At 61.3% G+C, this 26,954-nt stretch carries 14 protein-coding genes and 3 pseudogenes; 9 read left to right on the forward strand and 8 right to left on the reverse strand.

Annotation, left to right across the window (positions count from 1 at the left end):
* Window positions 1-1,200 precede the first annotated feature (1,200 nt).
* From IVA82_RS16325 to IVA82_RS16340, 4 genes are all read left to right on the forward strand, one after another.
* Complete coding sequence (locus IVA82_RS16325; RefSeq protein ID WP_247385467.1) at window positions 1,201-1,488, forward strand: hypothetical protein; 288 nt, start codon at window positions 1,201-1,203, stop codon at window positions 1,486-1,488.
* Window positions 1,489-1,578: 90 nt separating this feature from the next.
* Window positions 1,579-6,714 (forward strand): VCBS domain-containing protein, encoded by a 5,136-nt coding sequence (locus IVA82_RS16330; protein ID WP_247493413.1) that lies wholly within the window; start codon window positions 1,579-1,581, stop codon window positions 6,712-6,714.
* Between the two features lie 272 nt (window positions 6,715-6,986).
* Window positions 6,987-8,699 carry a type I secretion system permease/ATPase gene (locus IVA82_RS16335; protein WP_346658735.1) on the forward strand — a complete coding sequence of 571 codons (1,713 nt, stop codon included), beginning with the start codon at window positions 6,987-6,989 and terminating at the stop codon, window positions 8,697-8,699.
* A gap of 10 nt (window positions 8,700-8,709) precedes the next feature.
* Window positions 8,710-10,065, forward strand: coding sequence for an HlyD family type I secretion periplasmic adaptor subunit (locus tag IVA82_RS16340; RefSeq protein ID WP_247385478.1), 1,356 nt, complete (start codon window positions 8,710-8,712; stop codon window positions 10,063-10,065).
* 528 nt (window positions 10,066-10,593) lie between these two features.
* Here IVA82_RS16340 and IVA82_RS16345 read toward each other — a convergent pair.
* The 3 genes and pseudogenes from IVA82_RS16345 to IVA82_RS16355 all read right to left on the reverse strand — a co-directional run bounded on the left by IVA82_RS16345 (window position 10,594) and on the right by IVA82_RS16355 (window position 13,091).
* On the reverse strand, window positions 10,594-11,196 hold the full coding sequence (locus IVA82_RS16345) for a hypothetical protein (protein WP_247385485.1): 603 nt from the start codon (window positions 11,194-11,196) through the stop codon (window positions 10,594-10,596).
* Window positions 11,197-11,201: 5 nt separating this feature from the next.
* A pseudogene (locus IVA82_RS16350) lies at window positions 11,202-12,357 on the reverse strand (ERF family protein).
* A pseudogene (locus IVA82_RS16355) lies at window positions 12,341-13,091 on the reverse strand (YqaJ viral recombinase family protein). The pseudogenes IVA82_RS16350 and IVA82_RS16355 overlap by 17 nt, the downstream one beginning before the upstream one ends.
* Before the next feature lie 329 nt (window positions 13,092-13,420).
* Here IVA82_RS16355 and IVA82_RS16360 point away from each other — a divergent pair.
* The gene (locus IVA82_RS16360; protein WP_247385486.1) at window positions 13,421-13,807 is read left to right on the forward strand and encodes a hypothetical protein; all 387 of its coding nucleotides are present in this window, start codon (window positions 13,421-13,423) and stop codon (window positions 13,805-13,807) included.
* Between the two features lie 79 nt (window positions 13,808-13,886).
* Here IVA82_RS16360 and terL read toward each other — a convergent pair whose 3' ends face one another.
* From terL to IVA82_RS16375, 3 genes are read right to left on the reverse strand one after another with little or no spacing between them, the layout of a single operon-like run.
* Window positions 13,887-14,843: a phage terminase large subunit gene (gene terL / locus IVA82_RS16365; protein ID WP_247385487.1), complete on the reverse strand. Its 957-nt coding sequence runs from the start codon at window positions 14,841-14,843 to the stop codon at window positions 13,887-13,889.
* Window positions 14,840-15,256, reverse strand: coding sequence for a DUF5681 domain-containing protein (locus IVA82_RS16370; RefSeq protein ID WP_247385489.1), 417 nt, complete (start codon window positions 15,254-15,256; stop codon window positions 14,840-14,842). Before IVA82_RS16370 ends, terL begins: the two co-directional genes overlap by 4 nt.
* Window positions 15,249-16,568 (reverse strand): DNA methyltransferase, encoded by a 1,320-nt coding sequence (locus tag IVA82_RS16375; RefSeq protein WP_247385490.1) that lies wholly within the window; start codon window positions 16,566-16,568, stop codon window positions 15,249-15,251. The genes IVA82_RS16370 and IVA82_RS16375 overlap by 8 nt, the downstream gene beginning before the upstream one ends.
* 107 nt (window positions 16,569-16,675) lie before the next feature.
* Between IVA82_RS16375 and IVA82_RS16380 the strand changes: the two genes are divergently transcribed.
* Window positions 16,676-17,467: a hypothetical protein gene (locus tag IVA82_RS16380; RefSeq protein WP_247385492.1), complete on the forward strand. Its 792-nt coding sequence runs from the start codon at window positions 16,676-16,678 to the stop codon at window positions 17,465-17,467.
* A gap of 190 nt (window positions 17,468-17,657) precedes the next feature.
* Here IVA82_RS16380 and IVA82_RS16385 read toward each other — a convergent pair whose 3' ends face one another.
* Together IVA82_RS16385 and IVA82_RS16390 are read right to left on the reverse strand one after the other, a co-directional pair.
* On the reverse strand, window positions 17,658-18,032 hold the full coding sequence (locus IVA82_RS16385; RefSeq protein ID WP_247385494.1) for a hypothetical protein: 375 nt from the start codon (window positions 18,030-18,032) through the stop codon (window positions 17,658-17,660).
* Window positions 18,033-18,237: 205 nt separating this feature from the next.
* Window positions 18,238-19,096 (reverse strand): annotated as a pseudogene (locus tag IVA82_RS16390) (IS66 family transposase); the annotation flags it as partial.
* Window positions 19,097-19,511: 415 nt separating this feature from the next.
* On the opposite strand from IVA82_RS16390, the gene IVA82_RS16395 reads away from it, so the two are divergent.
* From IVA82_RS16395 to IVA82_RS16405, 3 genes are all read left to right on the forward strand, one after another.
* On the forward strand, window positions 19,512-25,349 hold the full coding sequence (locus IVA82_RS16395; protein WP_247385496.1) for an FG-GAP-like repeat-containing protein: 5,838 nt from the start codon (window positions 19,512-19,514) through the stop codon (window positions 25,347-25,349).
* Window positions 25,350-25,492: 143 nt separating this feature from the next.
* Window positions 25,493-26,104, forward strand: a complete 612-nt coding sequence (locus tag IVA82_RS16400) for a hypothetical protein (protein ID WP_256469659.1) — start codon at window positions 25,493-25,495, stop codon at window positions 26,102-26,104.
* Between the two features lie 532 nt (window positions 26,105-26,636).
* Window positions 26,637-26,783 carry a hypothetical protein gene (locus tag IVA82_RS16405; RefSeq protein WP_247385500.1) on the forward strand — a complete coding sequence of 49 codons (147 nt, stop codon included), beginning with the start codon at window positions 26,637-26,639 and terminating at the stop codon, window positions 26,781-26,783.
* The last annotated feature ends 171 nt before the right edge of the window (window positions 26,784-26,954 follow it).

A 26,954-nucleotide genomic window follows, 5' to 3' on the forward strand; every position in this document is an offset into this window, starting at 1 on the left:
TGCCCTGGGAATGGAAGCTCCTGCGCCGAGCCGACAAGCCCGCCGATCAGCAGGCTGCCTGACCTTCTCGCAACGCCATCATAGAGCTCGCCGTGCCCGCGCGCATGCGTCAATCAGGCGGTCTTCGTCGTATGCGTACAATCAACCGAAATCCGATGAATCTCAAGTGGCGGCAAGCTTGCCGGAAACTCGACTTCTTTCACAACGTGGGATCCACGCAAAAGTCTGATCTTCATTTCGGCGATCCTGGGCCGAGATTAGCGAGCCTTGCTTTTCGCAGGCCTTCTTGGCTGGCGCGATGGGTGGCTCAGGCTGGGCTCGTTTCCAGGAGAAGGCAAGGCTCTGACGGAGGCGGCGCCCACAGCTCGTCCACCGACGTCGTGTTCCAGTGGGTTTCAGCACGATAGCCCGGATCCAGAACCTGGTTAGTTGGCTTCCTCGCGCCAAGTTCGCAAAGCTGCCGCACACAAAAATCAACAAGAAAGCGCAGGCCTCCATGCTCAGGCGACCACTCGACAAAGCGGCGTAACAGTTCAGTGGATCTGCACGGCGATATCCCGAGATCATTACTCCGCGGTCTTGAAGACAACAATGCGAGGAGGATGCTCGTAGTGTCCCTGACAAGGAGTCGCATCAGTGTCGCGTGGCCGACGGTTCGTACCAGGCGCGCCCGAGCTCACACTCCGAACTCTTTCAGCACGAGATAGACATCACGGCTTGTCGCCTAAAGCTGAGGCTTCAACAGGAAATCCGTAATCCTACGGGCTGCTGAAGCCGGGGAAGGAACACGCCGAACTGAAAGAGAAATACGGGTAGCACTGTTAATAATAAAATGGATTTAAAAATGGATTTAATGCGTAGTGGGGTATAGACCGCCGCACAATTTTGCGCCAGTGTGCATTTAATTTAGTTAAAGATTTGCTAACACCAAAGGGCATCACCTTAGGGGCTCGCGGCAGATCTCAAGTCACAATAACAGGGTTCTTGCGCAGGCGGACGGCCGGCGCCGGGACCAAAGCACGAAGCGGCAGGGGTTATGGTAGTCGGGATCTTGTCGGTAAGCCCTTTGAGCACATGCGCGGCGTTTTTTCGCCGCGCGCCCGAATGTTGAGTGGGCGTCGTTCTGTGTGTGCGTGTGCGGTGAATTGATTTCGATTGCGATGTCATCTGCTCTGCGTCAGCAGATTCGAGGAGTGAGCATTGGGTCGCGTTTTATTTACGCCGAAACCGGAGCCAGCGGTCGACTGGTCCGTCATTGAAATTCGCTTCCGGGAAATCTCGGCGGTTGCTCGATCACTCGATCTTGCAGCGGATGTTGAGATTGAGTCGTCGGCGACCTTGGCGAACAACCCCGATGTCGCGCACGACCTTCCGCAAACAAACGATCGACCGGTGAGCCATCTTGGCGATCCGCTTCGATGCTGTCGCCTGTTGAGCGAGGGCGCTGTTTTGCAATTACCCCATCAAGACATTTCAGAATTTCGATAGGCCGTTGAGGCGTAAGCGGCGACCACGTCCAATCGCGTTCACGCCCGTTCTAACTAACATTCAGATTTTACGAGTTTCGAGGACCAAAAAATGGCTACTCAGACAACCGGCGGCGGCAGCACCACTTCTTTCTCTAACACACCGCAAGCAAAGGACGATATATTTACGAGTGGTGTGACCGCCGCCGGAGCATTCATTTCGCTGACGGAAGATAACATTCAGCCTGTCTTTTTCGATGTCATGGGAAATGACCTCGGAGGCAATGCCAAGACCCTCTTTTCGATCGACAACGGGATCAATAACAGCGGCGCGATGAGCGGCTATAGCGCCGCTGACCTGCTGACCCAGGATACCGCGCGGGCCGAAGCCACTAGTGGCGACACCAGCTTAAATGGCGCCAAAATCTGGATCACGGCCGATGGTAAAGTTGGGTATGATGCGTCAGCATTGAGCGCGCAAATCGGTGCCCTGTCGGCAGGAGATTTTTTCACAGACTCGTTCATTTACGCGATCCGACTTGGCAATGGGACGCTGAGCTGGGCTACCGCCACGGTAAAGATTGCGGGCGTTAATGATGGCCCGGTCGCAGTCGCTGACAGCAACGCAGTCAAGGAAGATACCGCGCCGAACCCGGTCGGCGGCAACGTTCTCACGAACGACACCGACGTCGACGTTCAGGATACCCATACTGTCACGGCCGTGAACGGCTCGGCCGGCAATGTTGCCCATGATGTAGTCGGCACCTACGGCACGCTGCATCTGAACGCGGACGGCAGCTACACCTACACGCTGAACAATGCGCAGGCGAACGTCCAGGCGCTGGCCGAAGGCCAGCAGGTGACGGACGTCTTCAGCTACACCAATTCCGACAATCACGGCGGCTCGAGCTCGTCGAGCCTGACCATCAAAATCGCCGGCACCAACGACGGGCCGACCATCACCTCGGGTGTCCAGAGCGGCGCCGTGGTGGAGGACGCACCTGCGACGCCGGATCCGTCGGATTCGCTTAATGCCGCCGGCACGATCAGCTTCAACGATGTCGACCTCAGCGACGGCCATACCGCCACGTTTGCGGCAGCGCCCGGTAACACCACCGCGCTCGGCGCCTTCTCGCTCGATCCGGTCAGCGAGGCGGCCAATGCCGCCAACGGCTCGGTGCAGTGGCACTATGCGCTGAACAACGCTGCCGCGCAGTATCTGGCGCAGGGGCAGAGCGTGACCGAAAGCTACGTGGTCACGGTCAATGACGGCCATGGCGGCACGGTCACCCAGACGGTGACGGTGACCATCAACGGCACCAACGACGGGCCGACCATCACCTCGGGTGTCCAGAGCGGGACCGTGGTGGAGGACGCACCTGCGACGCCGGATCCGTCGGATTCGCTTAATGCCGCCGGCACGATCAGCTTCAACGATGTCGACCTCAGCGACGGCCATACCGCCACGTTTGCGGCAGCGCCGGGTAACACCACCGCGCTCGGCACCTTCTCGCTCGATCCGGTCAGCGAGGCGGCCAATGCCGCCAACGGCTCGGTGCAGTGGCACTATGCGTTGAACAACGCTGCCGCGCAGTATCTGGCGCAGGGGCAGAGCGTGACCGAAAGCTACGTGGTCACGGTCAATGACGGCCATGGCGGCACGGTCACCCAGACGGTGACGGTGACCATTAACGGCACCAACGACGCGCCGGTGATCACCTCGGCGGCGCAGGCTGGCACCGTCAAGGAAGACACCACGCTGACCGCGACCGGCACGGTGACGTCGAGCGACGTCGACCACGGCGCGACGGCCGCCTACAGCGGCGCCGCGACCGGCACGTATGGCAGCTTCGCGATCGACGCCGCGACGGGCGTGTGGACCTACACGCTGGACAACGCCGGCCACCAGGATCTGGCGGAGGGCGAGAGCCACACCGAAACCTTCACGGTGACGGTGACGGACGACAAGGGCGCGACGGCGACCCAGGACGTTCTGATCACGATCAACGGCACCAACGACGCGCCGGTGATCACCTCGGCGGCGCAGGCTGGCACCGTCAAGGAAGACACCACGCTGACCGCGACCGGCACGGTGACGTCGAGCGACGTCGACCACGGCGCGACGGCCGCCTACAGCGGCGCCGCGACCGGCACGTATGGCAGCTTCGCGATCGACGCCGCGACGGGCGTGTGGACCTACACGCTGGACAACGCCGGCCACCAGGATCTGGCGGAGGGCGAGAGCCACACCGAAACCTTCACGGTGACGGTGACGGACGACAAGGGCGCGACGGCGACCCAGGACGTTCTGATCACGATCAACGGCACCAACGATGCGCCGGTGATCACGGCAACGGCGACGGGCTCGGTGACGGAGGATACCCCGGTTGGAGCGACCGAGACCACCTCGGGTACGATCAGCTTTGCGGATGTCGACCTGACCGACACCCACACGGTATCGGCAACGTTCGTATCGTCGACCAATGCGGGTGGCGTGCAGCTTGGCTCGCTCAGCGCTTCGAAGACGCTTGATACCTCGAACGGCAGCGGTGGGACCGGCAGCTGGAACTACAGTGTCAACAACTCGTCGATCCAGTTCCTGGCGGCGAACCAGACGATCCAGGAAACCTACCAGGTCAAGGTTGACGACGGCCATGGCGGCACCGCGACGCAGAACGTGGTGGTGACGATCACCGGTAGCAACGACGCGCCGACGATGACGGCAACGGCGACGGGCTCGGTGACGGAGGATACCCCGGTTGGAGCGACCGAGACCACCTCGGGTACGATCAGCTTTGCGGATGTCGACCTGACCGACACCCACACGGTATCGGCAACGTTCGTATCGTCGACCAATGCGGGTGGCGTGCAGCTTGGCTCGCTCAGCGCTTCGAAGACGCTTGATACCTCGAACGGCAGCGGTGGGACCGGCAGCTGGAACTACAGTGTCAACAACTCGTCGATCCAGTTCCTGGCGGCGAACCAGACGATCCAGGAAACCTACCAGGTCAAGGTTGACGACGGCCATGGCGGCACCGCGACGCAGAACGTGGTGGTGACGATCACCGGTAGCAACGACGCGCCGGTGGTCACCTCCAGCGCGCAGACCGGTGCAATTACCGAACTCGCGAATACTCACGCTTCAACAACTGCCGATACCGCAAGCGGTGCGGTGACGTTCACCGACGCGGACCGAAGCGATACTCATACGGTGACGGTGACCGGGGTTACAGCCTCGGGCACTACATCAAACGGTTCAGGCGCTCTGCCCGTAAACGCAACGATCCTAAGCTGGCTTTCGCTCGGCGGGCTGACCGATTCCACCAACGGTGCGACTGGATCCAAATCTTGGACCTTCTCTGCGCAAGACCAGAACTTCGATTATCTGTTCGGTGGTCAGACGGTTACGCTGACATACGCCGTGCAGGTCGCCGATACCCACGGCGGCACGACATCACAGAACGTAGCTGTGACCATCACCGGCACTGACGAGCCCAGCAACACGCTCATCAATACCGTGGTACAAGGCCATCAGGGCAGTAACAACGATCCAAGCACTGTAACTATCACCTTTGCTTCCGGTGCGACTTATCACACGGACTTTACTAATCTAAGCGACGTGATGCACGTTTCAGGGCCACCAAATGTCGCTGTCATAAACGGATCGGGCAGCTTCATAGACGCTACCCACTATACGTTTAGCGTAGACAAGGGAGCGGGCAGCAATAATGGTTCCACCTACAACCTAGTAATCGATGCTGGCGCATTTTCGGATTCGGCTGGGCACACAAATATTGCGACCACAAAAAACGGCCTCAAGCCAGCTGGCATCTCTGGAAGCCCTGTCAATCTCGGGCTAACGGATTTGAGCGGCAACCACGCAGAGGTAACACTGACAATTGCAGGAGCGCCATCAGGTTGGACCGTAAACGGCACGACACATAATTCAGATGGTTCGTGGACGGTAGTGACGAATGATGTTGGTTCGTTATCCCTTACGACGGCCGCGAACTACACCGGCGCTCTGGTGCTCAATGTCGCGGAAACCTGGATTAATGCTAACGGCAGCATGGGAACCGCAACTGTAGTAGACAACGTCGAAGCCTACGCGCCCGGCTCCCCTATCTTCGCCTGGTCTGGCAACGATCACCTGACCGGCTCGAGCGGCCACGACCTGTTCGTGTTCTCGCAGCCGATCGGCAAAGACGTCGTACACAGCTTCGAGGTGTCCTCCGACGTCATCGACCTGATCAGCTACACTTGGCAGAGCTTCGCTGACGTCCAGGCCCACACCGCGGACGACGCGAGCGGCAATGCTGTGATCACATTGGCCGACGGTCAAACGATCACGCTTGACGGCGTCCATGCGGCGGACCTCACCGCAGCAAACGTCGAATTCGACGTTACGCCGACAGTGGAAAACCCGGGTGCGATGACCATCGGCGACGGCGCGATGCTGCCGCTTTCGGGCGTCATCCACAACAGCGGCGAGATCGACCTGCAGGCCTCGGGCGACGACACGCTGCTGCAACTGATCCAGACCGGGATCACGCTCAACGGCGGCGGTCATGTGGTCCTGTCCGACGATGACCATAATTTCATCGCCGGCACGGCCTCGAACGTCACGTTCGACAACGTCGACAACGTGATCTCCGGCGCCGGCCAGCTCGGGCAGGGCAGCCTGACGTTGAGCAACGAAGGCACCGTCGATGCCAGCGGCACCCATGCCTTGGTGATCGACACCGGCACCAACGTGATCACGAACGCAGGTACGCTCGAGGCGACCGGCAGCGGCGGTCTCATGATCGATAGCGCGATCGCTAATTCGGGCCTGCTGTGGGCGAACGGCGGCACTGTCACGGCGCTTGCTGAGGTTACCGGGTCAGGCACAGCGGAGATCAGCGGGACCGGAACAATGGAGTTCGGAGCGGCTTCGAGCGCCAACGTCACCTTTGACGCGAACGCCACGGGCCACCTGATCCTGGATGATGCCTTCCATTTCACCGGGGCGGTCAGCGGGCTGGCGGCCGGCAACGACATCGATCTCAAGGGGATCGCTTTCGGAGCGGACACCACGCTGAGTTTCACCGAAAATCAGGCGGGGACGGGAGGCACTTTGACCGTGTCGGATGGCGCTCACACCGCAAATGTCGTCCTGCTCGGGCAGTACGATCCGACGGGCTTTAACGACAAGGCGGACGCAACGAACGGCACGGCTATTAGCTATGATCCGCACCACATGGCGTGAGCGAGACCTTGGCACCGGCTCGGAGAGAGGGGTGTCATGAACTAACGCGAAGTGGATGCGCGCGAGCCGATCCGATGCTGGGCGAGCCTGGTGTCGCTGTCGTAGCAGAAACCGAAACCGGTAGATTTACCGTCTATGTGGTTTGTTGCCGTCCACAGCTTTCCGCGGCGCGGCTAGCCGTGCTAATAAGTTCTGCCTGATTATTTTGGAGTTCATCCCTGATTTAATTCACAGTCGGCATAATGGGAGCGGTTTTTCCGCCAGGTGACTGAGTGATTGTTTCGCGTAAGACCCCGGACGAACTCCGGCAGTTGCTGCAAGCCTGCAAGGGCTATTTCGCCACGGCCGCTATGTTCAGCCTGGCCATTAACCTGCTGTATTTGGCCGGCCCGCTCTACATGATGCAAGTTTATGATCGTGTGATCTCGAGCGCCAGCCAGATCACGCTGCTCATGCTGACCATGGTCCTGTTGCTCGGTTATGCTGCACTCGCGGGTCTCGACACGGTACGGGCGCGGGTACTCACGCGCGCCAGTGTTCGCCTCGACCATCAAATGGCACCGCGGGTGATGATCGCGGTAATTGACCGCACCGCAAGAGGCGGCAGCACGCGCAGCCAGCTATTGCGCGATTTCGACACTTTCCGCCAGTTCATCACGGGTGCGGGAGTTCACGCAGTTTTCGACCTGCCCTGGGCCCCGATCTACATCCTTGTGATTTTTGCGCTGCACCCGCTGCTGGGCGCTTTTGCGCTGGCGTGTTGCATCATTCTGATTCTTTTGGCCCTGATCAATGAATTGGCGGTCAAGTCTCCGCTGTCGGAGGCCAATGAGGCGGCGAGCCGAAACTACATTTTCACCGAGATGAGCCTGCGCAACACCGAAGTGGTGCGCGCCATGGGCATGACCGCCGGACTGTTGCGACGGTGGAGTCGAGACCGCATCCGGATGATCGAGCGGCAGGTCACCGCCAGCGACCGTGCCTCCACCATGCAGAGCCTGATCCGTTTCTCGCGGCTGTCCATGCAATCGCTAATTTTGGGAGTTGGCGCCTATCTTGTCATCGAGCGCCTCACCACCGCGGGAGCCATGTTTGCGGCAAGCATCCTGCTCGGACGTGCGCTCCAGCCGATCGAGCAGATCGTCGGGTCCTGGCGCGGCCTTGTCTCCGCCCGTGGCGCCTTCGTGCGTTTACGCGAGCTGCTGACCGCCCATCCACCGCGTCAATCCGGGCTGACCCTGCCGCGCCCCGACGGCCAACTTTCGGTCGAAGGCCTGTCATTCGCCGCGCCGGGAACGTCAAAAGCCATTCTACGCGGCGTTGCCTTCCGAATTGAACCGGGAGAAGTGCTGGGCATCATCGGACCGTCCGGCGCCGGCAAATCGACGCTGGCGCGCCACCTGGTCGGCGTACAGACCCCTTCGGCAGGCGCGGCGCGCCTGGATAGTGCCGAAATTTCGGCCTGGATCAGGTCGTCATTGGGCCAGCACCTTGGATATCTGCCGCAAGATGTCGAGCTGTTCGCCGACAGCATCGCCGCGAACATTGGCCGATTCAACGACGGCGATGACGATGCGATTATTGCTGCAGCAAGATTGGCCGGCGTGCATGAAATGATCGTGCGACTGCCGGAGGGCTACGATACGCAGGTCGGGGAGGGCGGCGCCATCCTCTCCGGCGGCTATCGGCAGCGGATTGGCTTGGCGCGCGCGATCTACGGCGATCCAAGCCTGGTCGTGCTTGACGAGCCAAGTTCAAATCTCGATGCAGATGGCGACGCCGCGCTCGCCCATTGCGTCCTGCAGCTGAAGCAGCGTGGAACCACGGTCGTCCTGATCTCGCACCGGCCTGCCACCATTGGCGTTTGCGACAAGATTCTGGTGCTGCGTGAAGGTGTCGTCGAGATGTTCGGCCCGCGGAACGAAATTTTGTCGCGCTTGACGCGACCGGTGGCGGTCCCGTCCGTTCAGGCAGCCGCGAGTTAGGATACATCCCATGGCCCTATTGGATACCCCAAACCGCTTCAGGACCGAGCTGCGGGCTACAACGGGCCAACACAGCGGCCCGAATGACTCGATCGGGCGGGTTGCTCTGGTGGGATGGCTGATCATCGCGGCGTTTTTTGGTGGTCTCGGCACCTGGGCAGTGATGGCGCCACTCAATGGCGCGGTGGTCGCGAACGCCGTAATCAAAATCGACGGCAATCGCAAGAGCGTCCAGCACCTCGATGGCGGCATCGTCAAGGAATTGCACGTTAGGGAAGGCGATCGGGTGCTCGCCGGTGACCTGCTGATCGTCCTCGACGAGACCCAGGCCCGCGCCGAGTACGACGTGCTGACACAAGAATATGCCGTGCTGCGCGCAACCGAAATCCGGCTCCGGACCGAGCTGGAGCATGGCCCCGAGCTCGTGATGCCGCCTGACCTCAATGCTCGCACGGACGACCCGTACCTCAAGAGCGTCTGGAACGGTCAACTCAACCAGTTTCAGAGCCGCCGGGCCTCGCTGGAGGGGCAGCGGAGTGTGATCCGTGAAAAGATCAATCAGCTCGGCTCGCAGATTGTGGGGGCAGAGGCCCAGGTCAAATCGTTCACGGACCAGATCAACTCCGTTCACAAGGAGGCCACTGACATTGCGCCGTTGGTCGAGCGGGGTCTGATCGCGCGCCCACGAATCCTGCAACTGGAGCGCACGGCCTACGGTCTTGAAGGGCAGATTGGCGATGCAAACGCGAATATCGCAAAAGCGCGGCAGGCGATCGCCGAGCAGGAGCAGCAGATCGCCCAACTCGACAATGACCGAATGACTGACGTCACCAAGGATCTGCGCGACACCCAAGCGAAGCTCCTGGAGGTCATTCCCAAGGCGCTCAACGCCAAAGCGGTTCTCGGCCGCATGGAGATCCGCGCGCCCTACACGGGACGGGTTGTTGGCCTCACAGTCTTCTCGGTCGGCGGCGTCATTCAGCGCGGTGACAAGATCCTCGACATCGTTCCTGATGAGGATTCCTTGACCATCGAGGCACAGGTTGGGGTCGAGGACATCAGCGACGTGCATCCGGACACGCGCGCGGAGGTTCACCTCACCGCCTACAAGCAGCGCATTGTACCGATCATTCATGGCGACGTGATTCAGGTCTCCGCCGACCGCTTGACTGATCCCAAGACCAACGCGCCTTACTACACCGCGTTCGTGCGGATTGATCGGGATGAGCTCGCCGCGATGCCCAACATTCGGCTCTACCCGGGCATGCCGGCGACGGTGATGATCCCAACCGTGCAGCGCACCGCGTTTGAATATATCGTCGGCCCGCTCCTGATGTCGTTCAATCAATCGTTTCGGCAGAAATGAGAGGGGCCGGAATGCCTGACAGCTCTTAGCGATGCAAGCAACTGCGAGCGGCACCGCTGGCCCTCGCGATCAGGCCAATCTTTGAACTGATCGAGTCCCACGTGCTCGCCGCCGACAAGCTCCATGGCGACGACACCAAGATGGCGAATTGTGAAGGGGAAGACGGACACCGGCCGAACTGGCCGATACCGCCCAGAACGCGCGGGGAGGCGTCGGCGATCTCACCCATGCGCTGGAAGCGGTCCGTCGGATTGGCCGCTGTTCAAGATCAAGCGCCAGATCTATGGATCTATGCTTGGAGCTGGCGCGGCTGATGCTGACCAAATTTGTCGGACAGGATCGTCGCCAGAAGCTGCGGCCCGATATGACCCCGCGGTGTGGCATAGAACGGCGCCGGCGGCTGCGTGTTGCCTTGTTGCCTCGCAGTCCCGGCTATTACAGAAACATGGTTTCAGGCCCTCGTTGCCCAGCGGCGACCTGACACGCGGGCTGTTGCTCGCGGAGCCTCGTGCCAGACCCGCCTGTAGGTTATTTGACTTCCGTACCGATCTTGAGTGTTTGAGGTCGGATCATAGACTTTGCCGCGCCAGGGGACTGATGGATCTTGATCTCCCTAATCAACAGCAACCGTCTTGATTGCGCGGCGTTCAGCAAGCTCTCGAACATGACGAAGATCTCGCGGGCCTGCACGTAGCCTTCCGCATTGATGGCATGCTGATCGAACCCATAGGACGAAAGGCGGGACTCGATCTCGGTCGCCGCGATCGGATCGGTCCGCCAGCTCAGCGCGTTTTCCTGAGTGTAGCACTCCGCTTCCGCTGCGAACTCCGGGACGATTCCGACCATGTCGATGCGGCGAAGCACGGCCTCAATCGCCTTTTGGCGATAGGTCTCAAGAAGTTTATGGCGCAGCAGGCGGTAGCGTTGGATCTCCCATGACAATTCGGCGACGTCGATGGCGAGCAGCCATTCGATGGCGGATCGCGGTGCGAGGTCGGCAAAGATCGCCTGCCGCAGCACCTTGTAGTGCTCGAGGCTCTCGCCCGGCAGCAGCAAGGGCGGCGGTGCCAATGCCTCAAACTCGACCGGCGGCGCGGTGAGCTGGTGGGCGGTAGGGAAGGGCCTGTTCATCACGGTCAGGCTTCCGAGCCAAGACGGGTCGGCAGAGCCGCGCTGGCGATACCGGCGTTGGTTGGATCATGCACGGGACTTGCCGCCCACAGCTGCTGCGCGACGGGCAGGGGTGAGATCTGCAGGTTGGCCCACCACGCGCGCTCATTGCCGTGTCGGTGCAGCTCGTGGTGATGAGCGCGGCACAATGGAATCGTGAACTCGTCGCTGACCTTGCGGCCAAGGGTGCGCGGTTGGGCGAATTTGAGGTGGTGGGCATCGGACGGGGTCTGTTGGCAGACCAGGCAGGGCTGTCGCGGACAAACAACAGATGGGCCTTGCTGCGCTTGCGGAGAGGCTCCTTCGGATGGGCGAGGCCAACCTCGTGGGCCGCCGGCAGAGCGGGCTGCAGCGCCGCCTCGGTCCCCGAAGTCGCTGTTGGCAGCGGCTCTCCCGACGCTTCCAGGGCGGGCGCTTGGTCGACCATGTCGGCTGCGAGACGGGCGTCCTCCAACTTCCTCTGATAGGCGGCCTCGACGATCCGGGCGTCCGGCTCCAGCAGCGTGTTCTTACGCGGAAGGTTGGCCTTGGCCCAGGCCAGCAGGTCCTCGCCGGCGGGCAGGGCTGCGAGCTGGCTCAGCAGCTGCTCGCGGAGCTCGGCCGAGGGCAGGGGCCCGAGCACCGGGGGACGGTTGAGAACACCCTTGGCGGGTTGGGGGCGCAGGCCTGGTGGGCCGTGCGGCTGCGCGGCCGGCGCGCCGGCCACCGCGTCGGGCGCATCCAGATCGCAATCCCGACCAGGGCGAACAGAGCATAGCGCCGCGCATAGGTCAGCGCCGCCCCCATGCGGAGCGGCGCCTCGACGTCCTTGGCGGCGCAGACCGGCCAATCCGAGGAGATCCATTCGCCGGAGGCATGCGCCAGCAGGGTGGTGAGATGGATGTGGCCGGTGGCCGCCTCGACCCGGGTGGTCTGGATGGTGGCGATCTCTCGCTGGCTCAAGGTCTTGCGCACGATGTCGAGGCCGCTCGCCAGCGAGGCGTAGCGAAAGGTCCGGTCGTCATTGCGCAGAAACGGCGAGCGGATCTGAGCGGTCAGGGTCTTTTCCGGGTTGGTCAATTCGGCTTGCGCGCGGGCCAGCGCCGCCGCAATCGCGCCGATATGTTCACTGGCCTGGTGCAGCATGGACGCTCTCCATCTCGACCGGATCAAAGCTGATGGCGCCGGCTTTGGAGCGCTTGGCGCGAAGGCCATGGCCAAACGCCTCCTTGGCATCCTCAGGCATCAGCTTCTTCAACTCGGCCTTCATGGTCGCCGAAGGCGTCCCGGGTGCGCAGGTAGATTGCCGCGCAGTCGGCCCACAGATGGGACGAGGTCATGTCGACGACCTTGACGGCGGCCAATCGTGGGCGCGGTGGCTCGATCCCGAACAGCACCGGCGGTTCGCGGCTTTGCACGCAGCGCCAAAACTTCTTTTCGGCGGTGAGCAGCAAGTGCTGGTAGAGCGGATCGGCATGCACGGTGATCTCGACCCATTTGCCGCCGCCGGTGATGATCGACAGCACCGCCGCGCGGGCCGCGATCACCCACATGTTGTGCTGCAGCTGCGCCATGTGCTTGTCGGCCGCCGACTCCTCGGTAAAGGCCTAAGGCAGCATGAACTTGGCCTCGAACACCGCCCCGGTCGGTTCGACCACGCCGTCGAGGGTGGCGGCCATCCAGCTATGCACGGGGTGGCGAACCCGCGTTTGAACGTCCGTGATGGTCCGGCCGGACGCATGCTGATACCAAGTTCGGTTGAGCTCTTCGGTCACGGTGCCGAGCTGCACGATCAGGTTGCGCGACAAATCTTGCGGGGCGAGTTCACCACGCTTTTCACGCCAGAGGCGAGTGAGATCTTCCTGATCATTGCCCATGATGATGCGGGCATCCGAGCCGCCGATGAAGGCCCGGCGGTCGTGGGGATTGAACTTGATGATGCGATGGGGCGCGCCTCGGCGCCCTTGGCTGAGATCGTGGCCATCGGTATCTCCTGGTCTGACGCGGCCTGTCGCCGCACCAGCAAAAGCCCCGCGTCCGCGAGGTGAGATACCAGGGCCATCGGTTGTGCCCCGCCGACTCAGTAACGCTCCGTTTGCGCGGGAATGCCAGTGCTTTCTGCAGCAAGATTCGTGCTCTTTTGGCCTAAATCCTTGATGGTTCGGCGCTTCGGAGCGACGTTTGACCGGCCGAAAGCGCGGGGTCCATGAAGATGGCGTCAAACCGACAAATCGAAGCCAATCGCAACAATGCCAAGCGCAGCACGGGGCCGAAAACGGTGCGCGGAAACGCAAAGTCCAGCCGCAACGCGTTGCGCCATGGTCTCGCCAGGCGTTGCAAACGGGATGACGCGGAGTTCGCGAGGCTGATGGTCGCAATTCGCTCGGGCCTCGCATGTGAGATTGGGTCGGAAACGGCCGCCACCGTCGCCCATGCCAAGTGCGACCTATGGCGCGTGCGAGTGGTCCGCCAGGCGATCTTGGCCGCCCTATGGGATTGCCCGGTCGCAGACATCGCGCGGCGGCTCGACGGGCTTGAGCGCTACGAGCGCAGCGCGCTGGCCGCGCCGAAGCGCGCGCTGCGATCGCTATAGATAGAGCGAGCTAAGGTTGCGAAGATGATTGGCTTCGTTCTGGAGAAAATCTCGACGTTCCACCTGGCCGGCGCCCTGGTTATGGGAAGTTATAATCATAGTCCTCTCGGCCGACCGATATGATGTCAAGGCCGATGTCATCGAACAACGGGTGGCTGCTCGCCCATTTCAAAAATTGCGAGGTGCTGTCGACCTGGTCGTCGTGTTTGCCGAAAGGGAACGCCAACAGTTCCAGCAAATACTCGTCGAGCCACGGGGCATTTGCCGGCAGATGCACCTGTCCGGCCTCGATCCGGAAGGATTGTGCCGCCATGCGATCGGCTTTGCTGCCTTCGGGCTTGATGCCAATCGGACGCGGCATGCCGGTCGGCGTATCGCGTTGCAGGTCCTGCAACATCGCGATGCCGGGACCGGCGTCCTCGATCAAGACGGCGTCTGCCTTATATGTTGTCGCCAGCGCGGCCACGGCGCGCCGCAGGTCGGGATATTGGTGTCGACCGCGGTAGAGATCGACGAGGTAGTAGTCATTCTTGATCATGCGCCAGGTGGTGCAGACCGAATAGTCGTTGGCCTTCCCGGTCATCATGGCGCCGCGACCGGTCAGCGTGCCGCCGACCGTGGTCGCGTAGCGGCTGCCGCCAGCCGTGATCACGAGCTCGGTGCCAGTATCCTTGGCTGGGCGCATGGCCGGAAACAGCTCTCGATACCAGGGCGACTCGATCACCATTCGAAACTGGCGGTGCAGCTCGGCGGACAGCTCGCTGGCGTAGCTGACGACGATGACGCGGCGGCTGGGGTCGTGGCCGAGCCACCAGGCGACGAACGCGACCGACACCGATAGCGATTTGAGCGACCGCGGCGGTTGGTTGATGAGGAGCCGAGGGCAATCGCCGCCGTGGACGCGCATGAGCTGATGGGCGATCGCATCGATGTGCCAGTTCGACAGATATTCGCTGCCGGGAAAAACGGTTGAGAAGGCCCGTTGGACGAAAAAGCGCAAATCGGTGCGGAGCAGCGCCGCGACTAGCGGCATCATGTGCCGTCCTCCTCGTCGCGAAGGGTGGGAGCCGCCGTATTGGCGTCAGCCAAGATCCGCTGACGAAATGCCTCGATGATGGCTTGATCGTCGACCGACGGGCTTTTGGTGGTGTTCTCCGCGGCGTTGCCGCTCACGATCATTGCGTAGGAGAGCAATTTGTCGAGCGCCCTGACATCGCCTTTCAGGGCTTTTTCCCTGAGGCGCAGCAAGGCTGCCTGTTGCGTGGTGACGCGTCTTGATTTTCCGCCGTCGTTCAGCGTGACTGCCGCTTGCAGGGTGTTCTTGAGGTCGGTGGTAAAATTCAAACTACCCTTCGGGCGCCCGCGCGCGTTTCCGGATTGCCCGGGGTGGAAACGGCTGTGAAGCGGCGGTCTGCCATAGCCAACGGCCTGATCCGATTTTTTAGCCACGGGCGCGCTCCAGGCTCGCGGTGCTCCGTTGGCCGAACGGCTCGCCCGACTCGGCGTGCACCGCCGCTTTCCCGGTCAGATGCTGCCAGCGGCGGATCGTGACATCGACGTAGGTGGGATCGATTTCGATCAGTCGCGCCCGGCGCCGGGTCCGCTCCGCGGCGATCAGGGTGGTTCCGGCGCCGCCGAACGGGTCGAGCACGATGTCGTGCTCGTTGGTGCAATCGCGGATCGCGTCGGCGATCAACCCGACCGGCTTGACGGTCGGATGCAGGGAGAGCTTGGACTTCGGCGACCGTGCCCAGCTGTTTTGGTACTCCCACACATTGCAGCGGTTGCGACCGTTGCGGCCGAGCTGGACGTTGTTGAGGTGGGGCGCAATGAAGACGAGCTCATGTTTGGATCGATAGAAACTCCCCATGCCCGGGCGTGGTTTGTTCCAAACGCACAAATTGAGCTGTTCATCGTAGATAGGGCCGGCCGCGTTGAGCAGCTGGCCCATGCCGCGCCAATCCATGCAAATGAAGTGCAGCGAGCCATCGATGGCGTGCTCGCAGGCCCGCGTACAGAACTCGGTTAAGAACGCCCCGAACTCGGCGTCCGACAGTTCGCCCGACGCCATCGCAAACTCACGATGTTTGGTTCTGCCCAGCCCCGAGGCGTGGCCATCGATCGGCACATTGTACGGTGGATCGGCAAAAATCATGCGCGCCTGCGCGCCTTCCATCAGGCGCCCATAGCTCTCTGCCTGCCGCGCATCAGCGCAGATGAGACGATGCTCCCCCACGATCCAGAGATCGCCGGGCTGGGTGATTGCGGAGCCGGCCTCGGGTGGCGGCAAGTCGTCTTCCAAATCTTCAGAACCGGAAACCGCGAGATCGAGTTCTCCGGTCGAAAACCCGGTCAATTGCAGGTCGACTTGTGGGTCGAGGGTCAGAAGGTCGGTCAATTCGAGGTGTAAGGCCTGGACATCCCAGCTGGCGTCCTCGGCCAGGCGGTTGAGCGTAAGCTTCAGCATCCGCAGCTGAACTTGGCTGAGGTCGACAATGGTCACGGCGGGCACGTGATCGAGACCGAGCAGCTGGGCTGCCAGGACCAGCGCCCAGCCCGCGACCACCCGGCGCAGGGCGTCAACCACAATCGGAAGAACGAAACCGAAGTCCCGCAAGCTCACCGCTAACTTCTCGATCTGACTCTTCGGATGGCGGCGCGTCTCACGCCCGAGCGGCTTCAATTCGTCGATCGGAACCAAGACCGGCGTGAGATTATGCCGAAGCGGGTACCCATTTGTCTGCGATTTGCCGTGCATCATGTTGCTCCTCATTGGACGATTGCCAATTGAGGGCAGGGTCGGATCCATGCGCAATCAGGAAGACGTGCCACCGCAACCGCGGCTTGCCCTCACCCAGCGCGCAGAGCTTGCGCGTCGCAGCTGGCATCCTCGGACCACCGGTTGATTCCAAGCTGCGTTTGGCTCAGATCGGGCAGGGTTATGCCTCGGGCAGCTCGCCGCGCCATTTGCCTGGCGGCCGCGATCAGATCCTACCCGCGCGTGGGATCGACGACAATGGGAAGACGGAATCCGAACTCCCGAAGGGCTTGCGGCTAATTGTCGATCTGGCTTTTCGGCTGGCGCGTTTCAGGCCCGAGCGGTTTCAATTGGTCGATTGGCACCAGGACCGGCGCGAAATCGTGCCGAATCGCGTCTGCGCAAACTGGTGTCTTCTTCAATTGGACGATCGCCAATTGAGGGCTGGTCGGATGCGCATCAGGAAGACGTCTTCCGGCTGCCAATTGCCGCCGACGGCGCCTGAACCGGACGGCCTGTGCCATGAACTGGCTGACCGCGGTCTCGACGATCGAGGAATCGCACATGTTCAAGAATTCGAACACGAAGTGACCCGCGGCGGTTTGCGGCCGCCCCTCAGACTGGGTTTTGATGCGCGGATTGTGGGTGAATCTGCCGCCATAATATTCCAGCAGATCGGCGAGCCGCACGACCGCGTCTTTCATGGTGCGTCTGGGCACCGGGCCGCCGCACTTCTTGCCTTGCTCAAGGGCGGAGCCGAGCGCAAGCTCGAGGCGCTGCGCGATCTGAACCGCGAATCAGAGCTCAGTGATACGGCGGCCTTTGGACGAAAGGTGGACTTCTCTCGCTTCGGTAGGCCTCCGATCTTGAATTGCGACTCACGCTTTAAGAAAAGGGAGTAGTAGGTGGGTGGGAGTGCCTTAGAGATCTTGTCCTGGGATGCGACGTCGCCCCATTTCAACTCCCACGCCAGCCGATCCGCCGCGGCTGCGAAGGCAACCAGTTGCGCGGCCAGCCGGTCGTTGCATTTGCCTTCATGCCTGGCCCGCGACGCGAAACCATAGAGCGCCTCGGGGAGTATACGGAAAGCGCTCAGCGGCCCCTCAGGTTCGCGTGATGGGATCTCGAGGCGCCAATCGAGCGCGGCCCCAGGGCGGCCGCGCTCTCCAGGAAACCGCGCACCAGCAGGAGCATCTTGGCCATGTCCGCGTGAACTTCGCGTCGGCGGGGTTGCTGATCGGCTTGCAGGAGGTCTTGCAGCACGATTTCGCGAACCTCGTTGAGCTCCGCTCGGCACTGCTCTTCCCGGCCTGCCAGCTGAGGAAAATGCACGCCGAGCGCCGCAAATTGCGCATTACTCAGCAGGAATCCCCGCGGCGCTGCGCCGTCCTGGCGTTGTTCGGGACGGCAAGCGAGCTCCAAGGCGTCGTGCTGATCGACCTTGCCGAAACCGTCGAGCCGCACCATTCCGGGCCGTCTCTCACGTTTCGGGGGCACACGGGTTGCCATCGATGGACCTCCATCAAAAGATTCGCACAACGTCGCATAACTCTAGCAACGACGCGCCGAACACGCGATCGGATTCGAACTCACCCGTATTCTTCCGGCTTCAGCCGCTCCACTTTTGCAGAAGTTTCTGCACATAGTAAGCGTCCATTCCTGACACGTCGGTTCAGATTGCAGGTTTTGGCGGCGTCCAGTTCCAGGGCAACAGGTCATCGAGCTGGCTGATGGGGTGGCCGTTGGACATTCGTTCCAGCACGTCCTTGAGGTACGCGAACGGCTCAACGTTGTTGAGTTTGGCGGTTGCCAGCAGCGAAGCTGGCGGCACCGCCGTCCGAGCCTGCGAACAAATGGTTCTTGCGGCCCAGCGCGATGGGGCGGATGGCGCGTTCGACGGTGTTGTTGTCGAGTTCAATACGCCCGTCATCGAGGAAAAGGCCGAGAGCGCTCCAACGGGTCAGGGCGTAGCGGATAGCGTCCGCAAGGCCACTGCGAGACGGAATGAGGGTGAACTGCGTCTCGAGCCAGACCTTCATCGCACCGACCAGCGATAGCGACTTTGATTGCCGCAAGCTCTTCCGGTTGGCATGGGTCTGGCCGCGGATGGTGGTCTCGATCGCATAGAGCTCGGCGATGCGCCTCAGCGCTTCGGCCGCGATCGGAGAATCCGTTGCCTGATGCACCTCATAAAACTTGCGCCTGGCGTGTGCCCAGCAGGCGGCAAGCGTGATGTTGCCCGATGCGGTCAGTTGATCGAAGCCAGGATAGCCGTCGACCTGAACCACGCCCTTGAATTGCCCCAGATGAGCAACCGGGCGCTCGGCCCGCCGATCGGAGCTGTAGAAATAAACAACGGCCGGCGGTTCGGGACCAGACCAAGGTCGATCGTCACGAGCGTAGACCCAGAGCCGGCCGGTCTTGGTGCGGCCCCGGCCGGAATCAAGCACCGGGATCGGGGTGTCGTCGGCGAACAGCTTCTGCGAAGCGAAGACGTGCTCGGCGAGCCTCTTCTGCAGCGGCTCCAGCCACTAGCGGCGACCAGTTCCAACTCCGGAGCGATTCCTTCCATGTCGATGCACCGAAGCGTGGCCTCAGCGGTCGCCATAAAAGCTCGCCATCATAGGCGACAAGCATGAATATCGAAACGAGATAATAAATGCGCGAAACGCCAGCAACTTAAATACTTTAAATGTTCATCTCGGATGCAGCCAAAAAGGATTCCTAGCGTAAGGCTCGGTAAACGGGCTAACAATTCAAAAACATCTTCCAATTATCCCAGGCGTGCAGTATGGTTAACGTTAGTTAATTCGAGATCGCGATTTTAAAGAAAAGCGTTTTTAATAATGTCCGGGCCCCTTGGGGCCTTCTCCCGCGACTCTCAACCAGGTCTGGAACGTTCATCGGCGGTCGCAGCATTGCGTCCGCAACGGGGAGATGGCGGACATGACTACTTTCACCCTCACGACTAGTACGGACACATTCGTTGGCACGGGCGGGGACGACACGGTCAATGCGAATTCGACGACGTTAAATCCGGCCGACAGTCTGGACGGCGGGGCGGGACACGACACACTGGCGCTGTTCGGGGCCGGGACGTTCGATCTGTCGAGGCTTTCGCAGTTCACCGGGTTCGAGGAAGTCGATGTCACCAACGTCACGGGTGGCCAGTCCAACCTGATGCTACGCAATGGCGTCGACCTCACGGTCAACATCGACAATGAGACTAGCGGTGGCGGGAACATCAATGTTTATGCCGCGACCGGCGTGGCGACGATCAACAGCACTGGCTTTAATTATATCCACCTCTCAAGCGGAGCTGCCACGGTCACAGGCTACGGGCTGGTGTACGTCTCGTCCGGCGAAGCCACGGTTGATTCTACCGGCGCCCCCAATGCACAGATTGTGCTGAATGATGTCGCGGCCATCGATTATAGCGATAGCTTCACGGGCTCGGCTAACAACGGCAGCAACTATTTGTATGCCGAAGGCGCAGGACACGAGCTCGATCTCACCCGATTGCAGCTCAATGGCACGTGGCAATTGCAGATCGGAAGTGTCTATGGCTCCAGCAACGTCACCGTGGATGTCGATCAGGCCAGTCTGTCACATCTGAGCTCTATTTACGGCTACAACACCGAACACCTGCACACTGCGGCGGCGACGCTCGACCTCAGCAGTCACCCGGTCGGCGGCGGTATCGACATTGCCAGCACCAATGCCGCCGGCACCACGTTTACCGTCAACGACGCCAGCACCGGCCTGCGTGTCCTTGGCGGCCCCGGCGACGATACCCTGGTCGCCACCGGCTTTGCCTTCACCACTGGCCAGCGCGCCGCCATCTTCGCCCAAGGCTCCGTCGAAACCATTACCGATACCAGCGGGACGTATCAGGCGCCCGCAGCGACATCGCTGACCAGCAATCCCGACACATTCGTTGGCACGGGCGGGGACGACACGGTCAATGCGAATTCGACGACGTTAAATCCGGCCGACAGTCTGGACGGCGGGGCGGGACACGACACACTGGCGCTGTTCGGGGCCGGGACGTTCGATCTGTCGAGGCTTTCGCAGTTCACCGGGTTCGAGGAAGTCGATGTCACCAACGTCACGGGTGGCCAGTCCAACCTGATGCTACGCAATGGCGTCGACCTCACGGTCAACATCGACAATGAGACTAGCGGTGGCGGGAACATCAATGTTTATGCCGCGACCGGCGTGGCGACGATCAACAGCACTGGCTTTAATTATATCCACCTCTCAAGCGGAGCTGCCACGGTCACAGGCTACGGGCTGGTGTACGTCTCGTCCGGCGAAGCCACGGTTGATTCTACCGGCGCCCCCAATGCACAGATTGTGCTGAATGATGTCGCGGCCATCGATTATAGCGATAGCTTCACGGGCTCGGCTAACAACGGCAGCAACTATTTGTATGCCGAAGGCGCAGGACACGAGCTCGATCTCACCCGATTGCAGCTCAATGGCACGTGGCAATTGCAGATCGGAAGTGTCTATGGCTCCAGCAACGTCACCGTGGATGTCGATCAGGCCAGTCTGTCACATCTGAGCTCTATTTACGGCTACAACACCGAACACCTGCACACTGCGGCGGCGACGCTCGACCTCAGCAGTCACCCGGTCGGCGGCGGTATCGACATTGCCAGCACCAATGCCGCCGGCACCACGTTTACCGTCAACGACGCCAGCACCGGCCTGCGTGTCCTTGGCGGCCCCGGCGACGATACCCTGGTCGCCACCGGCTTTGCCTTCACCACTGGCCAGCGCGCCGCCATCTTCGCCCAAGGCTCCGTCGAAACCATTACCGATACCAGCGGGACGTATCAGGCTGGGTCAGGGGACACTACGCCGCCCGCCAAACCGGCTGCTCCCGCAGATGCCTCTGTAGCCAATGGCTACGTCAATGCGACCGACGACACCGCGACCCAGTCGTTGACCGGGACCGCTGAGGCAGGCAGCACCGTGACGGTCTACGACAACGGTACCGCCGTTGGCACCACGCCGGCTCATGCCTCGACGGGAGACTGGACCTTCACCCTTGGCACCCTCGCAAATGGTTCGACCCACAGCTACACGATCACCGCGACGGATGCGGCGGGCAATACCAGCGCCGCCAGCGACGCGCTGGCTTTCACCGTAGATACAGCGGCTCCTGCAGTGACGGCGAATCTGGCTAACGACACCGGTTTGTCATCGACGGACAGGATTACCTCGAGCGACGCGATTTCCGGCACGGGCGACGCCAATGCGGTAGTTCACTTCACGGTGGATGGCACGGCGATTGCTGCAACGGCAACAGCTGACGCCAGCGGCGCCTGGACCTTTACGCCGACCGGTCTGGCGGATGGTCCGCATACGGTGGTGGCCAGTGAGACCGATGCGGCGGGCAATACGGGCGCCGCGTCACTGAGCTTGTCCGTGGATAGGACGCCCCCGAAGCTGACCAGCATTGTGGCCTCCGATGCCGGTCCCATCAACGACAACAGCGTTGGTTACGTCATTACGTTCTCGGAGCCGGTCAGCGGAGTGGATGCGAGCCAATTTATGCTCGTCACCTCCGGTGTAACGGGCGCATCGATCTCCGGCGCGACGGCTGTGGTCGGCAGCAACGGGACGCAATATACGGTGTCGGTGGGTACCGGCACTGGTGACGGGAGCATTGCTCTCGCTCTGAAGGCGGATCATGCAATTCAGGATTTGGCCGGCAACGCATTGGTCGGAGGCCCAGCATCGTTCTCGCCTGGCGTGTCCTATCCGACGGGTTCGACGCCCACCATAGGTGCGATCGGGGACGTCAATCACGATGGCAAGGCCGATCTTGTGCTGCCGAACTACTACGCGGAAACTGTCGGCGTTTACCTCGGCAACGGGGACGGAACGCTTCAGTCACCTACGACCTACAGCTCGTCGACAGGGGGCTTCGGCGCGACCCACGCCTATCTGACTGATCTCAATGGAGACGGCAATCTCGATATCGTCACGACCAACTACAGCGATGGCACAGTGTCGGTTCTGCTTGGCGATGGCGCTGGAGGCTTTGCACCGCGCACCGCTTACAGCGTGTTGTCGAATGCGGGTCAAACCGTATTTGGGGATTTTGACGGCAGCGGCAGCACCGATCAGTTGGTGTCTACGAGCTCCGGCGTCGTGGAGCTTTTCGGGAACGGGAATGGAAGCTTTGGTTCGGCACAGACCGTCACCAATACTCAGGGCCCCATCGCTACGGCGGACATCAACGGCGATGGGCGGTCAGATCTGCTGCAAGCCAACAACAGCGCTGTTTCGGTGTTCCTGAACCAAGGCAATGGGCAATTCGCGCCTGCGATCTCCTATGCCCTGCCGGCCGGCTCGAACTCCGTGGACATGACGACCGGTGATGTCAACGGTGACGGCACGCCAGACGTCATTGTGTCGAACTACTCTGCAGGATCAGTCACCGTCCTGCTCGGCGATGGCACCGGCGGGTTGGCTGCTGCACAGTCGTACTCTACTGGCGCGCCCAGCCCAATTAACCCGATCGTTGCCGACATGAACGGTGACGGCTTTGCAGACATCGTGGTCGGTTCGGATTCCGACAAGGTCGGCGTGCTGATCAACAATGGTGATGGGACCTTTGCTCCCGGTCAGGCCATTGATGCCAATGGAACGGCCAACCGCATTACGGTCGGCGATCTGAACGGAGATGGACTCTCGGACGTCGTCGTCGGGCACTACTTCGCCAATCAGGCGACCATCCTGGTCGATGATACCTCGCTCGTTATGACTGGACCCGCTTATACAGTCGATAAGACGGCAGCGACCGTTACACTCGCTCTTCATAACGATACCGGATCCTCCTCGATTGACGCCATCACGCGGGACGCTGCGCTCACCGGATCTAGTGATGCCAACGCCGTAGTTCACTTTACGGTGGACGGCACGGCGATTGCCGCGACGGCAGCCGCTGACGCCGGCGGCGCTTGGACCTTTACGCCGACGGGCCTGACCGATGGTCCGCATACGGTGGTGGCAAGCGAGACAGATGCGGCCGGCAATGTCGGTACGTCCCCGGCGGTGACATTCACGCTTGACACCCATGGCCCGACCGGATGGCAGTTCACGCTTGCCAATTCCAACTTTGACGGAGCTTCCAGCATTGCTGCAGGAACCGTCATTGGATCAATCGCCCAAACAGGCGATACGACGAGCTCACCGTTCACATATTTCTTTGCATCGAACGCAGCCGGGACCTCAGGCATCAGCCAAAGCAGCAACGGACTCTCGATCGATGCCAACACTGGGATTGTGACGGCGACGGCGGCCTTGAGCAGCTGGCCAAGTATCTACGTCGCTGCAGAGGATCAGGCGGGCAACATCTACGCTCAGTTGCTCACGCTCCAGTTTGGAACCTCTGCCGGCCAGGCTATCGCTGTCGCCGCTGGAGCCACAGTGGCCTTCGCACTTGGCGGCAACGATACCGTCACCGGAACGTCAGCTGCTGACGCGATTGCAGGCGGAGCGGGCAACGACTCAATCGTTGGCTTTGTGGGCGCCGACACCGTCAACGGCGGCGCCGGGACGGACAGCATCGTCCTGTCGGCCACGTCCGCTGATCTGAACATGGCTGCAGATGCTCAAATCCTTAATTTTGAGACGATCAACGCGTCGTCGGCAGCCGCGGGCGTGGTCATCGACCTGCACAGCCAAAGTGAAGGATTTACCGTCACGGGCAGTGCATCGGATGACACTATTACGGGGGCGGCCGGCGCCGACAGCATCGCCGCCGGCGGCGGCAACGACAAGATTATCGGCTTCGTCGGGGCTGACACTATCAATGGCGGGGCGGGGACAGACACCATCGTGCTGTCCGCGACGTCCCCTGACCTCAACACCGCAACCAACGCCCAGATCACCAACGTCGAAGCGGTCTCGGCGGCTTCGGCAACCCAAAGTGTGACGATCGATCTGCATAATCAGACGGAGGGGGTCACCATCACCGCCAGCGCGTTCGCCGACCTGATTACGGGCGCGGCAGGTAGCGACTCGATCATTGGCTTTGTGGGAGCCGACACCGTCGATGGCGGCGCTGGCACGGACAATATCGTCCTGTCGGCCACGTCCACTGATCTGAACATCGCCACGGACGCCCAAATTGTCAATGTTGAGGCTATCAATGCTGCGTCGGCAGCAGCCGGCGCGGTCGTCGACCTCCATAGCCAAAGTGAAGGATTTACCATCACCGGCGGTGCCTCCGATGACACCATCACGGGCGGAGCCGGAATTGACAGCATCGCCGCCGGCGGCGGCAACGATCAAATCATCGGCTTCGTCGGGGCTGATAGCGTCAACGGCGGTGCGGGGACGGACACCCTCGTCCTGTCCGCGACATCCACTGACCTCAACGCGGCAACCAACGCCCAGATCAGCAATGTCGAAGCGGTCTCGGGGGCGTCGGCGACTGCGGGCGTGACGATCGATCTGCACAATCAGAACGAGGGGTTCACCATCACCGGCAGCGCGTTCGCGGACCTCATCACGGGCGGCGGGGGCGCCGACACGCTGATTGGCGGGCTCGGCAATGATACCTACGTCGTCGCGAAAGCGGGCGATTCGGTTGTGGAGAACGCAGGCGGGGGTACCGATACCGTGCAGGCGTCGGTCACTTATACGCTCGCCACCAATGTGGAAAACCTGACGCTGACCGGCACCTCAATTATCAATGGGACCGGCAACACTCTTGGCAACACCATCATCGGAAGTAGTGGCAACAACACTCTGGCCGGCTAAGCGGGGCGGATGGGCTCGACGGCGGCCAAGGCATTGATACAGCGACCTATGTCGCCTCAGCGTCTGGAGTCAATGTTAGCCTGGCGACAGGGCACGGTAGTGGTGGCGATGCTCAAGGCGATACGCTGGTCAATATCGAGAACCTGACCGGCTCCCAATTCGACGACCTTCTGGAGGGCGGCGCCGGGGACAATGCGCTAGTGGGCGGTGCCGGCACCGATACTGTGAGTTACGAGCACGCGACCGCGGGAGTGACGGTCAGCCTTGCCTTAACAACGGCACAGAACACGGTCGGAGCCGGTACGGACACGCTGACCGGCTTCGAGAACCTGACTGGCTCGGCGTTCAATGACGCGCTGACCGGCAGCGGCGCCGCCAATGTTCTGACTGGCGGCGGTGGCAACGACCTGCTGAACGGTGGGGGTGGGGCGGATACGCTCGACGGCGGAGCCGGCGCAGACAGGCTAACCGGAGGCGCAGGCAATGACTCGTTCAAGTTCAACTTCGGTGAGGCAAGCGGCGACGTTGTGACCGACGTTACCGGAGCCGGGGCGAGTGTCGGCGATCATTTGGACTTCTACGGCTATGGCACCCTGGCCACTGGAGCGACGTTACAGCAAGTCGGAACAACCGATTTCTACAAAATTACTCCTGACGCGGCTCATGGCGGAGCCGCGGCGGCAGAAACCATCGAGATTCTCAATGTATTTAACCTCAACACGAGCGCGGGATCGAACGACTTTATTTTGCACTGACAAAATTGATGGCCAACTTCCGGCCCCGAAACGCCGGAGAGATGGTGGCAGGTAACGCCGCTCTGCTGCCACGCCTCGTGGTGCGCCCGCTAGAAAGCTTCGCTCGGGCGCGTCCACGCTCCGTTCTCGTCCACCATCTCGGTCTCCTCATCTGCAAATCGAGAGTGAGAACAGATCGTGTTTACAAACCACAGGAAAAGTGTGCGAGAAATGGACGCTTACGCCGACGCTTCGAGGGGTTTCCCTGTTCAGCGCGCGCCCATTCCCTGATCACATCAGAAATTTCCCTGTTCTTGATTTGCGCATCCATTGCCGCAATAGCTTGGAGTCGCAGGCGTTTTCGTAGATTGCCTTGGCCAAATAGCCCCCCACCGCGTGGGATTTCCCTGTAGAATTCCCTGTTCGCGGGGAAATTGACCGGGCCGAGTCTTGGATTTGGGCTTGGCTGCGCTGGCCGATCAGGCTTCTGCGCAGGCCATCCGCCTCGGAGGCTAAACCGTTCAAATCCTGAATGACCAGGGATATTCGTAACATGGTGCGCGGCAATCTCAGTGCGGCGCGACGGAAGTTTGAGAAGGCCTATTCGCTCGATCCAGGTAACCCGTTGATCGCCAATAACCTCGAGCTTCTCAACGGCAGTCGCAGGTTCATCGAAAGGCCGCCGAATAATCAGCCATAAAAGAACCATCCGCAATAATGATACTCGATACGGGTTGGAGGGCACGCCTCGTGCCGGGCGCCTATGACTCGAGAGATCTAGGTCAGCGTTTTCGTGGTTCGAATCATATCAGGCAGCCTCGGCGAGTCGGTAGGACCAAGTGTGGACAACCGGGTGGCGATTGACGTCGTC

It is taken from the genome of Bradyrhizobium sp. 142 (assembly GCF_023074015.1).
Lineage (GTDB): Bacteria > Pseudomonadota > Alphaproteobacteria > Rhizobiales > Xanthobacteraceae > Bradyrhizobium.

What these genes read in the sequence shown, in the direction of transcription:
- IVA82_RS16340 (WP_247385478.1), top strand. Translation starts at nt 8,710, where the DNA reads ATGGCCCTATTGGATACCCCAAACCGCTTCAGGACCGAGCTGCGGGCT.
- terL (WP_247385487.1), bottom strand. Translation starts at nt 14,843, where the DNA reads ATGATGCCGCTAGTCGCGGCGCTGCTCCGCACCGATTTGCGCTTTTTC.
- IVA82_RS16405 (WP_247385500.1), top strand. Translation starts at nt 26,637, where the DNA reads ATGGTGCGCGGCAATCTCAGTGCGGCGCGACGGAAGTTTGAGAAGGCC.
- IVA82_RS16360 (WP_247385486.1), top strand. Translation starts at nt 13,421, where the DNA reads ATGAAGATGGCGTCAAACCGACAAATCGAAGCCAATCGCAACAATGCC.
- IVA82_RS16385 (WP_247385494.1), bottom strand. Translation starts at nt 18,032, where the DNA reads ATGGTGCGGCTCGACGGTTTCGGCAAGGTCGATCAGCACGACGCCTTG.
- IVA82_RS16375 (WP_247385490.1), bottom strand. Translation starts at nt 16,568, where the DNA reads ATGATGCACGGCAAATCGCAGACAAATGGGTACCCGCTTCGGCATAAT.
- IVA82_RS16345 (WP_247385485.1), bottom strand. Translation starts at nt 11,196, where the DNA reads ATGAACAGGCCCTTCCCTACCGCCCACCAGCTCACCGCGCCGCCGGTC.
- IVA82_RS16330 (WP_247493413.1), top strand. Translation starts at nt 1,579, where the DNA reads ATGGCTACTCAGACAACCGGCGGCGGCAGCACCACTTCTTTCTCTAAC.
- IVA82_RS16395 (WP_247385496.1), top strand. Translation starts at nt 19,512, where the DNA reads ATGACTACTTTCACCCTCACGACTAGTACGGACACATTCGTTGGCACG.